The sequence below is a fragment of the Deltaproteobacteria bacterium genome (assembly GCA_003194485.1).
GTDB lineage: Bacteria > Desulfobacterota > Dissulfuribacteria > Dissulfuribacterales > UBA3076 > UBA3076.
Genome location: PQXD01000006.1, coordinates 1 through 15279, shown reverse-complemented (window position 1 = coordinate 15279; position 15279 = coordinate 1). Strand labels below are relative to the sequence as shown.

General features: G+C 50.4%; 17 protein-coding genes. 13 read left to right on the top strand and 4 right to left on the bottom strand.

From position 1 onward, the window contains the following. Positions 1-4 precede the first annotated feature (4 nt). Positions 5-1690 (bottom strand): DNA repair protein RecN, encoded by a 1686-nt coding sequence (gene recN, locus C4B57_04715; GenBank protein ID PXF54914.1) that lies wholly within the window; start codon positions 1688-1690, stop codon positions 5-7. Positions 1691-1838: 148 nt separating this feature from the next. On the opposite strand from recN, the gene C4B57_04710 reads away from it, so the two are divergent. The 11 genes from C4B57_04710 to C4B57_04660 all read left to right on the top strand — a co-directional run bounded on the left by C4B57_04710 (position 1839) and on the right by C4B57_04660 (position 11232). Next, positions 1839-2216 carry a DUF1992 domain-containing protein gene (locus C4B57_04710; protein ID PXF55007.1) on the top strand — a complete coding sequence of 126 codons (378 nt, stop codon included), beginning with the start codon at positions 1839-1841 and terminating at the stop codon, positions 2214-2216. A gap of 14 nt (positions 2217-2230) precedes the next feature. Then, a complete protein-coding gene (locus C4B57_04705; GenBank protein PXF54913.1) occupies positions 2231-2503 on the top strand; it encodes an HPr family phosphocarrier protein in 273 nt (90 codons plus the stop codon). Beyond that, entirely contained in the window at positions 2500-4338 is a 1839-nt protein-coding gene (ptsP, locus tag C4B57_04700; GenBank protein PXF54912.1) for a phosphoenolpyruvate--protein phosphotransferase, read from the top strand. Before C4B57_04705 ends, ptsP begins: the two co-directional genes overlap by 4 nt. A gap of 90 nt (positions 4339-4428) precedes the next feature. Further along, on the top strand, positions 4429-5235 hold the full coding sequence (locus tag C4B57_04695) for an ABC transporter permease (GenBank protein ID PXF54911.1): 807 nt from the start codon (positions 4429-4431) through the stop codon (positions 5233-5235). 7 nt (positions 5236-5242) lie between these two features. Further along, complete coding sequence (locus tag C4B57_04690) at positions 5243-6478, top strand: diguanylate cyclase (protein PXF54910.1); 1236 nt, start codon at positions 5243-5245, stop codon at positions 6476-6478. Further along, positions 6475-6921, top strand: a complete 447-nt coding sequence (mlaD, locus tag C4B57_04685; GenBank protein ID PXF54909.1) for an outer membrane lipid asymmetry maintenance protein MlaD — start codon at positions 6475-6477, stop codon at positions 6919-6921. The genes C4B57_04690 and mlaD overlap by 4 nt, the downstream gene beginning before the upstream one ends. A gap of 38 nt (positions 6922-6959) precedes the next feature. Continuing rightward, on the top strand, positions 6960-7580 hold the full coding sequence (locus tag C4B57_04680) for a toluene tolerance protein (GenBank protein PXF54908.1): 621 nt from the start codon (positions 6960-6962) through the stop codon (positions 7578-7580). Positions 7581-7607: 27 nt separating this feature from the next. Then, positions 7608-8396: a VacJ family lipoprotein gene (locus tag C4B57_04675; GenBank protein PXF54907.1), complete on the top strand. Its 789-nt coding sequence runs from the start codon at positions 7608-7610 to the stop codon at positions 8394-8396. A gap of 20 nt (positions 8397-8416) precedes the next feature. Next, complete coding sequence (locus tag C4B57_04670; protein PXF55006.1) at positions 8417-8845, top strand: (Fe-S)-binding protein; 429 nt, start codon at positions 8417-8419, stop codon at positions 8843-8845. Between the two features lie 6 nt (positions 8846-8851). Continuing rightward, positions 8852-9934, top strand: a complete 1083-nt coding sequence (locus tag C4B57_04665) for a tRNA 2-thiouridine(34) synthase MnmA (protein ID PXF54906.1) — start codon at positions 8852-8854, stop codon at positions 9932-9934. Then, positions 9925-11232, top strand: a complete 1308-nt coding sequence (locus C4B57_04660; GenBank protein PXF54905.1) for a tRNA (N(6)-L-threonylcarbamoyladenosine(37)-C(2))-methylthiotransferase MtaB — start codon at positions 9925-9927, stop codon at positions 11230-11232. Before C4B57_04665 ends, C4B57_04660 begins: the two co-directional genes overlap by 10 nt. A 5-nt stretch (positions 11233-11237) precedes the next feature. Here the strand turns inward: C4B57_04660 and C4B57_04655 are convergent, their stop codons facing one another. The 3 genes from C4B57_04655 to C4B57_04645 form a co-directional block, all read right to left on the bottom strand. Next, a complete protein-coding gene (locus C4B57_04655) occupies positions 11238-12344 on the bottom strand; it encodes a hypothetical protein (GenBank protein ID PXF54904.1) in 1107 nt (368 codons plus the stop codon). A gap of 419 nt (positions 12345-12763) precedes the next feature. Then, complete coding sequence (locus tag C4B57_04650) at positions 12764-13096, bottom strand: hypothetical protein (GenBank protein PXF54903.1); 333 nt, start codon at positions 13094-13096, stop codon at positions 12764-12766. A gap of 24 nt (positions 13097-13120) precedes the next feature. Continuing rightward, a complete protein-coding gene (locus tag C4B57_04645) occupies positions 13121-13609 on the bottom strand; it encodes a hypothetical protein (GenBank protein ID PXF54902.1) in 489 nt (162 codons plus the stop codon). Between the two features lie 69 nt (positions 13610-13678). Here C4B57_04645 and C4B57_04640 point away from each other — a divergent pair, with 69 nt between their 5' ends. Both C4B57_04640 and C4B57_04635 read left to right on the top strand, forming a co-directional pair. Continuing rightward, on the top strand, positions 13679-14641 hold the full coding sequence (locus tag C4B57_04640; protein ID PXF54901.1) for a flavin reductase: 963 nt from the start codon (positions 13679-13681) through the stop codon (positions 14639-14641). A gap of 105 nt (positions 14642-14746) precedes the next feature. Further along, positions 14747-15175 carry a hypothetical protein gene (locus C4B57_04635; protein PXF54900.1) on the top strand — a complete coding sequence of 143 codons (429 nt, stop codon included), beginning with the start codon at positions 14747-14749 and terminating at the stop codon, positions 15173-15175. Positions 15176-15279 lie beyond the last annotated feature (104 nt).

The window sequence follows — 15279 nt, the reverse complement described above, 5'->3', positions numbered from 1 at the left end:
CGGTTCAGATTTTCGGCGGACCCTGAACCTTTGAACCCGCGAGCAGCTTGTCGGCATATGCCCTGGCGGTTTTCCTGTCTCCGCCGAGCATCCTCACAAGTTCCTCAAGGCGCTGGTCTCCCTCTACTTCCCTTATCATAATGACCGTATTATCGCCCTTTACCACCTTTTCTAATGCTATGTGACGATCACCTCTTGCGGCTATCTGCGGAAAGTGAGTTATGGCGACAACCTGACCGAAAGAAGACAGGGCCTTGAGTTTAGACCCCACTTTTTCTGCTGTCTCTCCTCCTATTCCCGCGTCTATCTCGTCAAAGACAATGGTTTCAACGCCTGTCTGCCTGGCAAGGGCGGCCCTTAAGGCCAGCATTACTCTCGAGAGTTCCCCTCCGGAAGCAATTGATGCCAGGAGACGAAGAGGTTGCCCGATGTTTGGACTGAAGAGAAACTGCACGCTGTCAAGCCCCCTGGGCCCCACATCAGAAGCCACGGGCCTCCCGGCAGGCTCGACCTCTACCATGAAATCGGTTTTTGCCAGCCTCAGGTCAGCCAGTTCGGCTTTAATGGCCCTGGAAAGTTCCTTTGCCCCCTGATGTCTTTTCTTGCTCAGTTCCAGGGAGGCATTTAAGAGACTTCTTTCTTTTTCTTTCAGTCTTGTCTCCAGGTGTTCTATCCGGTCGCCGCTTTCGTGAAGGGACGCAAGCCTTGTCTCTATGTCCTCTCTGTAGGTCAGGACGTCGTCAATGGTCGGGCCGAAACGCCTTTTAAGCTCTCGGAGCCCGTAGATTCGTTCCTCAAGCCGTTCCAGTTGTGAAATATCTGCCGGCAGACTCTGAATATACTCGCGAACAGTCCATGCCACCTCATCTGCCTGGTATGCCACAGCGTCCAGTTCTTTTAGCGTCTCTTCCATGGCAGGATCAAGGCCTGCCATGCGCTTGAGGTCCTGCCTGCAGCTTGCCAGCTTTTCCTGTATTGATCCCTTGTCGGCATAAAGGGTCCTGTAGCAGGTGTCTCCCAGTGTCCGCAAAGCTTCGGCCGCCTTTAATACCTTTATTTCTTGCTCAAGCCTTTCTTCCTCTCCAGACTTTGGGGCAATCCTGTCAATTTCCTGTGCTTCCTGCCGGAGCCTGTCCGCCTCTTCTGCCGCTTTTTCTTTTGCAGCTCTGGCCTTCTGGAGATCTGTTTGAAGCCTCTTAACCTCCTGATACAGGCCGGCTATCCGATCCACTTGATCTTCAAGCCCGGAAAAGCGGTCCAGCCAGGGTCCGTGTCTCTCGCGGCGAAGGAGTTCCTGGTATTCGTGCTGTCCGGCAAGGCTTGCAAGGCCCGACGCAAGTCCTCTCAGTTCCTGAAGGCTGACGACGGCCCCATTCACATATATTCTCCCCTTTCCGGTCCGCGGCACTGTCCTTCTTATAACAAGTTCATCCCCGCATGATATCCCCATATCCTCCAGCCGGCCCCGGACCTCCGGCAAGGTCTCGAATACTGCCTGCACCATTGCCTGTTTTGTACCGGTCCTGATCTGCTGCAAATCAGCCCTGGCCCCCAGGATCAGTTTCAGGGCCTGGACAAGTAGGGATTTGCCTGCACCGGTCTCTCCTGTGAGCACTGTAAGCCCTTTTGACAGACAAAGAGAAACCCTTTCGAAGAGTATGAAATTTTCTAACCCGAGCTCTAAAAGCATTACTTTCCAGAATACAAGGGAGCCACTTGCAAAAACCGATTTTTTGTCCTTAAAAGAATCTGGTATTTTACAGGCGACTTATTTTATAATATTTAATATATTATTATCCCATGGTCTCTTAACTGACAACCTGGAGAAATGCCCGGCCATGTTCAATTTTCATAAAATAGCAGAAAACCGGATCAAAGAAGCTATGGAAAAGGGAGAATTTGACAATATCAGAGGCAGAGGCAGGCCGCTGGTCTTTGAAGACGATTCGTTAGTACCCCCGGACCTTCGAATGGCATACAAGATACTCAAGAATGCCGGTTTTATACCGCCGGAACTGCAAAGTGAGAAGGAAATCAAGACCGCGATAGAACTGCTGGAAAACCTGGAGGATGAACAGGAGCGTTACAGGCAGGTCCAGAAAGTAAATCTTATGGTAACCAAGATCAACATGTCACGCAAAAGGCCCGTCAATCTGGAAAAGAATCAGATATATTACCGAAAGGTGGTAGAGCGTACCACAGTCAGAAAAAAGTAGTTCGCTGCTTTCTCATGGAATGTGAAGTTACTGTCACCATACTTAACAGGCTGGGTCTTCATGCGCGGCCGGCCTGCCGTTTTGCCCAAAAGGCGAGTGAATTCAATGCTGATGTGTGGCTTGTAAAAGACGGGAAGAGAGTGGATGGGAAAAATATTCTCGAGATCCTGACTTTCGCCTGCCCTTGCGGAAGCATCCTGAAGGTCGTGGCAGACGGCATTGATGCAGACCGGGCCGTGACAGACCTCAGGACCTTGGTGGAAAATCGTTTCGGTGAATTGGATTGATCAAGATGTCAGAAAAAAAAGGTGATTCGGCGGTCTTGAAAGGAATAGGTGTATCACCCGGAGTGGTCATCGGTCCCGCCTTCTTGTTGGATTATCACAAGGTCAAGATCTTAAGAAGGCAAATTGAGAGAGGAGAGGTTGACCTTGAAAAAGAACGATTTGTAAAGGCTTTATCCGAGGCGGAAAGCCAAATAAGACGGTTGATCGCAGAGATTCCGGAAGAGCTCAGACAACATTCAGGTATTTTTGAATCCCACTTATTGATGCTCAAAGACCGTGCGGTCTACGATCGGACCTTGAGGTTAATTTCCGAAGAAAAAATTAATGCGGAGTGGGCCCTCGATAAGGCCTCGGACTATGTCAGAGAGTTGTTTGGGCAGGTAAAAGATCAGTATATCAGGGAACGTATTGAGGATTTTGAATACGTGGTGTGGAGAGTCCAGAAGCTCCTGTCCGGGGGTTCTTCGGTGGACCTCAGTAAACTGGAGGACCCGGTCATACTGGTGGCGCACGATCTGTCTCCTGCCGATACGGTCCAAATAGCCAAAGAAAAAATCCTGGGATTTGTCACAGACATGGGGAGCCGGACATCCCACACGGCGATTCTGGGCAGATCGCTCGGACTCCCGGCGGTTGTGGGTCTGGAAAACGCCATGTCTTCCATACTTTCCGGGGAGGTTCTGATTGTAGACGGCCTGCGCGGTGATGTGATAGTAAATCCGGATGATAAGCTCTTGAGGCATTACAGGAGAAAACGTGAAGATTACATACGGTATCGACTGGATGTAATACGGCACAGCAACGTTCCCGCGGAGACACGGGACGGATTAAGGTTTAAGATCAAGGCCAACATAGAATTCCTTGATGAGATTTCCTCTGTCATATCCAGTGGTGCCGAGGGGGTGGGGCTCTATCGTACCGAGATCCTGTATCTGGCCCACGAGGAACTTCCTGCTGAAGAAGCCCTCTTTCTGACTTACAAAGAAGTTGCAGAGCGCATCTCACCTTTTTCGACAACAATCCGCACTCTGGACATAGGAGGAGACAAGTTCGTGTCCTCGGTCTCTCCGGACCACGAAATAAATCCGGCCCTCGGACTGAGAGCGATCCGGCTCTGCCTGAAAGAGTCAAATCTGTTTCGCACACAGCTAAGGGCAATACTCAGGGCCAGTGCATACGGGGATGTGAGGATGCTTTTCCCTTTGATATCCGGCAGGTCAGAGATAATCCAGGTCAAGGAGCATGTGGAAAAGACCAAGGATGAGCTGCGGCTGGAGGGAATTCCCTTTGACGAAGATATCAAGATAGGCATTATGATAGAGGTCCCTGCTGCCGTACTTCTGGCGGATGCCCTCGCCAGGGAAGTGGACTTCTTCAGTATAGGCACAAACGACCTTATCCAGTATTCCCTGGCAATCGACAGGATCAACGAATATGTGGCACATCTCTACGAGCCCTTGCACCCCGGTGTCTTGAGGATGGTCTATCGTGTCGTTGAGGCGGCCCATGAGGCAGGAATTGAGGCGGCAATCTGCGGAGAGATGGCAGGGGAACCGATGTATCTTCCTGTACTTATTGGCATGGGTCTGGACGAACTGAGCATGAACGCCATGGATATACCAAAGATCAAGCGCATGATTCGAATGAGCAACCAGGAGCAATGCAGCGCTCTGGTTCGAGATATTCTTGAGTACTCCAACGAACAGGAAATAAGAGAGCATCTCTTAGACTTCCTTGCCTCTGACTTTCCGGGAGAATTCGATCTCAGCCAGGGCTTATATCCGGATTTTGCCGGCAGGGATGCTTTGTCCATGGATCTCTGGCGACCTGAATAACCTCTGAACACCTATTGTTTACTTTTATTTTATCGAATATTAAGGTATCGAATATATTTGGGACTTTTTGCAAGGTAATCATTGATCAATATGGCTCAAGTGACCGATTCCCTATTAGCACCGTTCAACCGGTTGGGCAGATTTTCTATTGCCTTTATTGGTGAACTGGGGGCCGTTGGGGTTTTTTTTATTCACGCGTCTGCCCTGATTTTTTCTCTGCCCCTTCAGGCGGGCAAGACCATGCAGCAGGTCTTCTTCATCGGGGCGAGGTCCATACTGATTATTCTTCTGGTGGGCCTTTTCACCGGCATGGTCCTGGGACTGCAGGGCTACTATACGCTGGTCAAATTCGGATCCGAGGGAGTGCTTGGAGCCGCGGTAGCACTCTCGCTTATACGTGAATTGGGACCGGTCATGACGGCGCTCATGATTATCGCCAGGGCAGGTTCATCCATGGCTGCAGAAATCGGCATTATGCGTATCTCCAAGCAGATCGATGCACTTGATACCATGGATATCAATCCCGTCCGCTTCCTGGTCAGTCCACGTATTGCTGCATCCCTGATCAGTTTTCCCCTGCTTACAGCAATCTTTGATGTGATCGGGATTGCAGGCGGCTATCTTTCGGGTGTGGTCCTCCTGGGTGTCAATTCCGGTATCTACTTTAACCGTATCGAGAGCAACGTAATCATGCAGGACGTGAGCGGCGGCTTTATCAAGTCCCTTGTCTTTGCTATAATAGTCTCAACGATTTGCTGCTATCAGGGTTATTTTACCCACATGCGTCCCGGCGGCTTCGGTGCCAAGGGGGTGAGCCTGGCCACGACTTCGGCAGTGGTCCTCTCATGCGTGCTGGTTCTAATAGCGGACTATGTCCTGACCTCATTTCTTCTGTGATAATGTCGTGACCGTCCCGCTGATTGAATTAAGAAACGTGACAAAACGATTTGGTGAAAAAATCGTTTTGGACAGTATCAACCTGAGCATCTTTGAAGGGGATATCACGACAATTATCGGCAAGAGCGGCGAGGGCAAAAGCGTCCTCCTGAAGCACATTATCGGGCTGCTCAGACCTGATGAGGGGAAGGTCCTTTTCAGGGGCAGGCAACTCAAAGACATGAGCCGGAAAGAGCGAAAATCATTTAAACGGCAGATTAGTTACATGTTCCAGAATAACGCCCTGTTTGACTCGCTCACGGTATTTGAAAATATCGCCCTGCCGCTCAGGGAAAGAACAAGGCTGCATGAAGATGCTATCCGGAGCAGAGTGCTGGCCCAGATTGACCGGATGGAGCTTTCCGGGGTCGCCCATAAGTATCCGTCCCAGCTTTCCGGGGGCATGCAGAAGCGCGTAGCCATGGCCCGTGCGCTGGTCAGCGAACCCAAGATTATCCTTTTCGATGAGCCTACAGCCGGTCTTGACCCGCTCCGCAAAAATGCGGTCCTGAGCATGATTGCCCATCACCAGAGAAAAATCAGGTTTACAGCCATTTTGGTCAGTCACGACATTCCGGATGTCCTTTTCGTTTCCAATCGTGTAGCCATCATAGACAGCGGCCGGATTCCCTTTCAGGGTACACCGGTGGAACTGGAGCAGTCTGAAAACCCGGTTGTGCAGCAGTTCATCAAGGGCCAGGCGAGCCTGAAAGACGAGCTGACGGGGTTGAACACCAAACAAGAGATCAAGAAAATGTTCATTCAGGAAATGGAACGGGCGGACCGCCTCCACGAGGGCTTTCCTGTCGTGGTGTTCACCATAGATGATCTTGAACAAATCAATGAGCATGTCGGCTACATAGCAGCCCAGCAGATCATCCGGTGTCTCGGGACGCTCATAAAGGACCATTTCGACGCCGCCGGTATCTCCGCACGGTATGGCCCAAATGACATCCTGACGGTCTTGCCGCATACGGGTCTTAAGGAGGCAGAACAGATCCTTGACGAATTGGCAGCCGACTTACAGAGACAGGAAATCTTCCAGGCAAAAATCTATCACAATGCCTGTTTCAGCTTGTCTGTACTGGCCGGATTGGCAGAAGCCAGGCCCGGGATGGACCTGGATTCCTTAATGAAACAGGCATTGTCGCATCAAAAGACAATTGCTCATCTCGAGCGTTCAAAACACGGTGAAACAGCATGAAAAAGTATTCCATGGAAACAATCGTGGGTATATTTGTCTTTATCGGCCTTATCTGTGTAGGCTATTTGACTGTCAAGCTGGGCAAGATGGAGTTGATGGGGGGCGACAATTATATTCTATACGCACGATTCAATTCGGTCTCAGGCCTGAAAACCGATAGCAGTGTGGAGATGGCCGGCGTTGAGATCGGGCGTGTCAGCAAAATCGGCCTGGATCTGGAAAGGCAGATGGCCCTGGTGACTCTCAAGATCCATAAAGATGTTCAAATCACGGACGACGCCATAGCATCGATCAAGACAAGCGGCATGATTGGCGACAAATTTATCAGGATCACGCCGGGCGGCTCTGATATTATACTCCAGCCTGGTGATACCATTACGGAAACCGAATCGGCTATTGACCTTGAAGAGCTGATCAGTAAATATGTTTTCGGGGGTGTGTAATCTGTTTTCAACTTACCTGATATCCAAAGAGGCGCAGTATGAAAAGGCAACCTGTAATAATCTCTCTTATTTTATTTTTTTTTGCTGTCTCTGTTTCAGCTTCGATTCAGGCTGATGAGGCCCTTGATTTTGTCAGGACGTCGGTAGACGAAGTGCTCAGCATCCTGCGTGACCCTGCCTACAAAGAGGAATCGGCCAGGGAGATCCAGCGTCAAAAACTCTGTATCCTTACAGAATCACTCTTTGATTACAATGAAATCTCCAGAAGTGTGCTCGGCAGATACAGGAAGGTGTTTACGTCTGAACAGATGGATGAATTCTCCGACCTGTTCACCAGGCTCCTGGAAAAGACCTACCTGAACAAAATCCAGAACTATACTGACGAAAAGATAATCTATGGCAAGGCAACCATGCTCTCCGCAAACAGGGCCGAAGTGGAAACCGAAGCAGTAACGGCATCCAAGCAGATCCCGATAAATTACAGGGTCATTTACAGGCACGGGGAATGGAGGGGTTATGATGTCCTTATCGAGGGTGTGAGCCTGGTGAGAAATTACCGGAGCCAATTCAATAATATCCTGCAGAAAAAATCTCCGGAGGACCTGCTGCAGCAATTACGTGAAAAGGTCAACAGCAAGGAAGAGGCCACGACCGAGTGAGCTATTTCGTTTAACGGGAGAAAAATCTTGAAAAGAAAACGCACAGCCCTAACTTTTTTAATCCTGGCATTTTTCATCTCCGTGTATGATGCCGATTGTTTAAAGGCTTTTGCGCAGGAGATGTCTCTGCCGGATGAAACCGGCAAAGAGACGGCTGTCCAGGATGAATACGATGGATGGATGGACGACTTGGAAGAAGAGGAATCAGTATCTCACGTATGTGACCCCCTGGAGATACTCAACAGGGCAATTTTTGCCTTTAATGATCTCTTTTACTTCAAAGTCCTTAAACCCGTTGCCCGTGGTTATGGCTTTATCGCTCCCGAACCGGTCCGGGTTAAGGTCAAAAATTTCTTCTGCAACATCGACTACCCCGTACGGTTAGTAAACGATATCCTCCAGGTCAAATTCAAGAGGGCCGGACAGGATACATGCCGATTCGTCTTCAACAGCACGGTCGGCATACTCGGATTTTTCGATCCGGCCGGAAAGTATTCGTGGCTGAACCCACCGTCGGAGGATACAGGGCAGACCCTGGCCACCTGGGGTGTCGGCAACGGCTTCTACATTGTCTTGCCGATTCTCGGACCCTCTACCCTGCGTGACTCAGTCGGGCTTGCGTGTGACTATTTTCTTCAACCCGTCAGCTATGTAAGGCCTCTTTATACTTCCATGGGTACCAGATCTTATGACATAGTTAACGATACATCTCTTTCCATCGGCGAGTACGAAGACCTTAAAGAATCCGCTCTCGATCCTTACTTCGCTTTTAAAGACGCCTATATCCAGTACCGCAAAGAGGCAGTCAGGAAATGAATGGCAGAGAAGTAACCCACATGTATACAAAGCTCCTGGTCCTCCGCTTTCCACCGGAGGTCACGGATAAGCCCCTGATTTGCAATCTCAGTCGCAGACATGATCTGTGCTTTAATATACTAAAGGCAAAAATATTTCCTGACAGAGAAGGCCTCATGGTACTCGAGATCTCCGGGCACAAAAAAAATGTGAGAGACGGGCTTCGCTACCTGAAGGATCTGGGTGTCGGCGTCAAATCCGTGGCACAGGAAATCCGCAGGAACGATGATGTATGTTACCAGTGCGGTGTCTGTACCGGAATCTGCCCTGGTCATGCACTATACATGGACCGTGAGACCATGGAGGTGATCTTTGATCCCAAAAAATGTACAGGCTGTGAACTTTGCGTGGCGATCTGCCCTGTGAGGGCCATGGAAATTCGATTCAGCAAAGACAAAGTCCTGGCCTGATCCGGAATGCCGGAAAGCTCAAATCCAAGAGATAAAAGCCAAAAGCCAAAAAACAAATCCGTTCTGGTAGCCTTGAGCGGAGGGGTGGACAGCGCCATGGCGGCCCATGATCTCCTGCAGGCAGGATGGCATACCGAGGCGTTCTTTCTGAATATTCTTCCACAGGAGATCTCGGGCACAGGTCTTCTTGCGGCAAGAAACGTAACAAGGCATCTCGGCATCAGGCTTCACTGCCTGAATGAGGCAGAGAGGTTCGAAAACGAGGTAATCTCATATTTCAGGACATCCTACAATATGGGCTTGACTCCAAACCCCTGCGTGATATGCAATCAGAGGATCAAGGCAGTAATCGGCCTCTCTCTGGCGGCCTCTCTCGGTATCGACCATCTGGCCACAGGGCACTATGCCGGGACAAAGAGGCTTCCAGACGGCCGGACAGGCCTTTTCAAGGCAAAAGATAAAAAAAGGGACCAGTCATACTTTCTGCATCAGATACCTGAATGGGCCATCCCGAGGTTGATATTCCCGCTTGCAGACCGCACCAAGAAAGATGTGATGAAACAGGCTGCTGAAACAGGCCTGCTTCCTTTGGTCCAGAAAGAGAGCCGGGAAATTTGCTTCCTGAAAGGTAATTACCGGACCTTTCTGGAAAAGAGAGGCCTCTTCGACAACAGGCCCGGAGACATTGTCGACATGGATGGCAAGGTGCTCGGAAGGCATACGGGGCTGTATGCCTATACAATAGGCCAGAGACAGGGTATTGGCATCCCGGATAAAACCCCGTATTACGTGGCCGCCCTGGACAGGAAAAACAACCGCCTGGTAGTGGGGAAAGAGCACAGCCTCTGGTCGAAAGAACTCCTTGCAGAACATGTAAACTGGCTGGTGTCACCTGATATGGCCCTTAAACAGCCCTGTACAGTGAAGATACGCTATCGTCACCAGGGAGGCCTGGCAAAGCTGGAGCTTCTGGAATCCGGCAGGGTCCGTGTCCGTTTTTTCTCAGACCAATGGGCCGTAACGCCAGGTCAGTTCGCGGTCTTTTATCTGGATGATCTGGTGCTCGGCGGCGGTTCAATATGCGGGTAGCCCTTTATACTCTGGGTTGCAAGGTCAATCAGTTCGAGACTGCTGCCCTGGCAGAGGGTTTTGTCTCAAGGGGAGCGGATATTGTCAATTACACCCGGAAAGCGGATATCTATGTTGTAAATACCTGCACTGTGACTTCAAGGGCTGCCTACCAGTCGAGGCAGATACTCAGAAGATTGAAGCGATCCAGAAAAAAATCGAGAGTCATAGCCACTGGTTGCTATGTCCAGGTGGGGGCCCAGGAGATCCTGGATGCGGTTCCGGGCCAGGTATGTCTCGTAGGAAACGACCAAAAGGCGCAACTTGTGGACCTTGCCCTTGGGTTTGAAGACGGCCTGGAATTCTATGTCGGCAACATTTCCAGGGTCACAGCCATCGCGCCTTTTACTGTGAGACGCCAGCCGGGAAGAACAAGGGCCTTTGTGCGTATTCAGGACGGGTGCGATTCCTTTTGCACTTACTGCATTGTACCCTACGCCAGGGGAAGGAGCAGGAGCCTTGCCCCTGAACTGGTGGAAAAACAGGTCAAGACCATGGTCCTGGAAGGGATAAAGGAGATAGTGCTTACGGGGATTCACATAGGTATGTATGGTGAGGACCTGCCGGAAAAGACCTCCCTCCCGGACCTGTTAAAAAGGCTGTGCGCGGCCTTTCCTCGACTGAGATTTCGTTTAAGCTCCATAGAACCCTCGGAGCTCACCCCGGACATGATATCGTGGGCAAGGTCCACCCCTAATTTCTGTCCACACTGGCACATTCCTCTTCAAAGCGGTTCTGACGGCATTCTGAAACTGATGAACCGCCACTACACTGCTTCCTATTACAGGGACCTGATTATGGAACTGAGGACTGCCATGCCTGAGGCAGCCATAGGCGCGGATGTGCTGGTCGGGTTTCCGGGAGAAGATGAGCCTGCCTTCAGAAAGACAATGGAATTGATCTCGGAACTCCCGATTACATATGTCCATGCATTTCCATTTTCTCCCAGGCCAGGGACTGTCGCAGCGGCAATGAATGATAATGTGCCCAAAAAAGAAAAGGCGAGAAGGGGCCGGGCTGTCAGGGACCTGGGAAACGAGAAAAAGCAGGCCTTTTACCGCTCCAATGTAGATAAAATATTCGAGTGCCTTGTGGAGCGGCAAGACAGAGAGACCGGTCTGTGGCGAGGGCTTACTCCAAACTACATCCCGGTGCTGATTGAGACCGGAAGATACCAGCCGGACCTCAAAAATCAGGTCCTGCCGGTCCGAATCACAAAGACCGGGAAAGGAATGGCTTTGGGGACCTTATTAAAATAACGATCCTATCCAAGCTCCCCGATACTGAGGCCTCTCACGTTCTTCCTGATGTATTCACTGTCTTTTATTACCTCAGAGATATTAGTACTATTGACAAGGAAGATCCTTGGAGCGTCTTCGCCTCCAAGCAGCCGGAGCGGCTCAAGAAAGGCGGGTTCAACCCCCATTGAGGCAAGGGCATCCAGTAAAATTGCCTCCTCGGCCCGGTCACTATCCATATCTGACATGAGCTCATCCATGGCCTCCATGCCGTTCAAGGTCAAGAGCCTGGCAATGGCCCCGATGATTGCTGTGTTGCCGCACATGCACGCCCACCTGGCCGACTTTACGGAATAGCGGTTCCCGTTAAAGGAAATGGCCACACCCTCCGCGTTCTTAACCAGCTCCAGGGCCTGCGCATCGGTAATACTGTCTCCTACGTACAGGACTTCTGATAAAATAAGCCCTGTCCTTTTGAGGCTATTCTCAACTGCCATTGCCTTTTCAAGGCCGCCAACCGGGTTTACATCGGACAGTATCCTCCCGATCCCCATTTTTGGGATCTCTTCCCAGAATATGGTATCCAGGCGGCTCACCAGGGCCTGGTTCTTATTGCTGAGATCCCTGATATTCTCCGCTTTTTCAGGCCAGGAAAGAAGGGGTTGGCCGGCAATCTCTGAAGCCATTTCCTTAAGTATGTTTTGTTCCTGTTCTGTGAGTTCGTATTGGTTCAGGTCCAGAGAAGTGCAATAGACCTGATCTTCAGGGAACCCGGTCACCCTGCAGAGCGCTTGGAGATAAGGGCAATAGCTTGTGCTTATGATAAAGGTGGGCATCAAGCCGGCTACCCTGGAAAGCGTGTCCCTTGCACCGGGAAGGAGCTTCAGGGTCATTTCTGAAAACTCTTCCAATTTTTTATTGGTGGCCCCGCAGGCCATTAAAAAGGGAAGGACCAGCTTGAGCGTGTCCCCTGCCTTGTAGCCCCGCCTTTTCTCTATATCTGCAAGGTAATCGTCGTATTTGCTGACTCTGGCAAAGAAGTTCCCTCCTTCAGGTATCAGGGCGTCACAGAGTTCATAGGCATTGTCATTCTGAGTTATGGGGCCTTCACAGTCAATGTTGAGTTGAGGCATCTCCACACTCCTTTCCATAAGGATTCACAGGTTATATTGAAAGATGAACATCGAACATCGAACATCGAACGTCCAACATCGAATGAAAAACGAATATCCAATACCGAACATTCAACGGCTATTTCTGTTTCTTTTCAGCCGTTTTGATGCTTACGTAAATATTCGGTGAACCCGTTATATCCTGCCTTGAAGCGGTTACCTTTTTCCGGGTTTCAAAGCTCACTCATCGCAGACCGGAGAGGCAGTGCAATCCGGCCCGCGGTTGAAACCCTGCAAAAGGCAAACCGCTCCTGCGGCAGGGCACGGATGGCAACTTCCACAGTGGACCACGGGTTCAGTTTCATCTTTCCTCATTCAACGTCGATGTTGGACGTTCGATGTTGGACGTTCATCTTTTTCAGTAACCCCTGAACGGTTACTCAGATTCTTATCCCTGTCCGTTCCAGAAGATTATCAACAAAGGACAACAAAAAGGCCCTTTGCTGATGGGTTGCAAAGCTTACGCATTTACATCTTATCTTCTGGCGGCTTCTGACCAGCATCTCAAATTTCACCCATTTGTCCCCCAGCTCTATGGCTACGCAATGGGGCTGGCAGCTCTTGTGTTCATACTGTGCCGGAGAAAGGATATCGTCCGGTATTTTGAGCCAGTAAAGCCCTTCGATATCTGAAAGATCGCAGTTCTCGTCCAGGTACTCCCTGATTTTTTCAACTTCTTTTGGTCTGAGTTCATCCACTACATATTGTCTCATTCCTAAAAATCTCCCCTGGTTTAATTATTTGATAAGCGTCCCTGGTATTTGACTTCCACCCCGAAGGGTTCTTTCTCTTCCCCGGGCAGAGTAAAACACGAAATCTACTCTGGCTTCTATCAGAGATATCAGTTCGCGGAAGTGAACTATATCATCGCAAGGATAATAAGCAATACCGCGGGGAAGGAGGTCCTGGGAGATCAAATCTGCGACTAATAATTTCAATCCCGTTGTCTTGCTTACTTGACCGTGGCCTCTTATGATGCTGATCGAGCCGGGAGGCATGTTTTTTGATGCGCGGTCTGAAGGATCAAGGTGCCTATCAGATCGTAAATATTCGGTGAACCCGTGGTCCACTGTAGAGGTTGCCATCCGTGCCCTGCCGCAGGAGCGGTTTGCCTTTTGCAGGGTTTCGATCGCGGGCCGGATTGCACTGCCTCTCCGGTCTGCGATGAGTGAGCTTTGAAACCCGGAAAAAGGTAACCGCTTCAAGGCAGGATATAACGGGTTCACCGCAAAAGGAGTTTTTTCAGCGTAATTAGATGTCGGCCAAGGAATGGTGCCGGGTTATTTGAGCTGTTTATGTTCGTATTAGGTTTACAAGGGAGTCCGCGTATCAAGGGGAATACCGGCATTCTCCTTTCAGCATTTCTTGCCGGGGCTGAAGGTCTTGGTGCCTGCACAAAGCGACTGGATGTGGCACGCAAGCATATCATTCCCTGTCAGGAATGCGGTGCATGCGAAAAAATGGGCTTTTGCCCCATTGATGATGACATGCAGCAGATCTACTTTCTGCTTCGCAGTGCAGATCTTGTTATCATGGCCACCCCCATATTTTTTTATGGGGCTACGGCCCAGATGAAGGCCCTTATTGATCGATCCCAGGCCCTATGGGCAAGAAAATATATACACAGGCTGAGCGATCCCGGCAGAAACTATCGGAGTGGTTTTTTGTTATCCTTGGGGGCCACAAAGGGAAAGAATCTCTTTGACGGCGTGAGTCTCACTGCCAGGTATTTTTTTGATGCAGTAGGGGCGCATTTTGAAGGCAGCCTCACTTACAGACAGGTTGAAGGGCCGGGAGAGATAAGGCAACACCCCACGGCCCTCACAGATGCAAAGGAAAAGGCAAGGGCGCTTGTGGCACCTTTTCTCAAGAGAAAGAAAATCCTCTTTGTCTGCATAGGAAATACCTGCCGCAGTCAGATGGCAAGCGCATTTACACAGTATTATGCCGGAGACAGGATTGAAGCTGAAAGTGCGGGGAGCTATCCGGCACAGGAGATCAATCCGCTTATGGTAGAGGTCATGGAAGAAAAAGGGATTGATATGGCCTTTCGCAGGCCGAAATCCATCGAAGAGGCAATCCGCTGCGGAAAACCTGACCTGATCATATCCATGGGTTGCGGAGAGGCGTGTCCCCTTTTACCAGGGATACCTGATCAGGAGTGGCCTGTGTCTGACCCTATCGGCAGGCCGATTGAGACCATGCGCCGGATAAGGGATGAGATAGAAGGAAGGGTTAGAAGGCTTGTAACCGTTTAGAGGTTCAGGGGTTCAGGGGTTCAGGGGTTCAGGGGTTTAGAGGTTTAGAGGTTCAGGGGTTTAGAGGTTTAGAGGTTCAGGGTTCAGGGTTCAGGGTTTGCTGATATGACTGAGCACAAAGTGAAATTCCTTCCCAGCGGAAGGATCGTCCTCGTCGAAGACGGGGAGACTGTATCGCAGGCGGCGCGAAAGGCGGGCGTACACATAAATGCCTCCTGCGGCGGAAGCGGCCTGTGCGGAAAGTGCAGGGTCCTGCTTGAAAGCGGTACTATAGAAGGGGGAAAGAGCGAAAAGCTCACCGGGCAGGATTATGCCTCAGGCATAAGGCAGGCGTGTCTGTCAGTCATAAAAAGCGATCTCGTCATCCGGATTCCGCAAGAGTCCGTGCTTGATACCGGGGTGCTTGGTACCGCCGTCCCTGTCCGCCACAGGGCCGGGATGTACGTCTTTGACATAGGGCAATTAAAGAAAGAGGGCATATTCGCCTCTCCGGTGGATAAGCTGTTCCTTGAGAGTCTGTCCCGCAAATATTAGTTGCAAAATGAGGCCGAATTCGGTAAAATATTATATAATTTCAACATGATAATTGCTTTTTGAGGGCCTCATGAACTACAATTTCAGAAGCTATAATCCGGAGC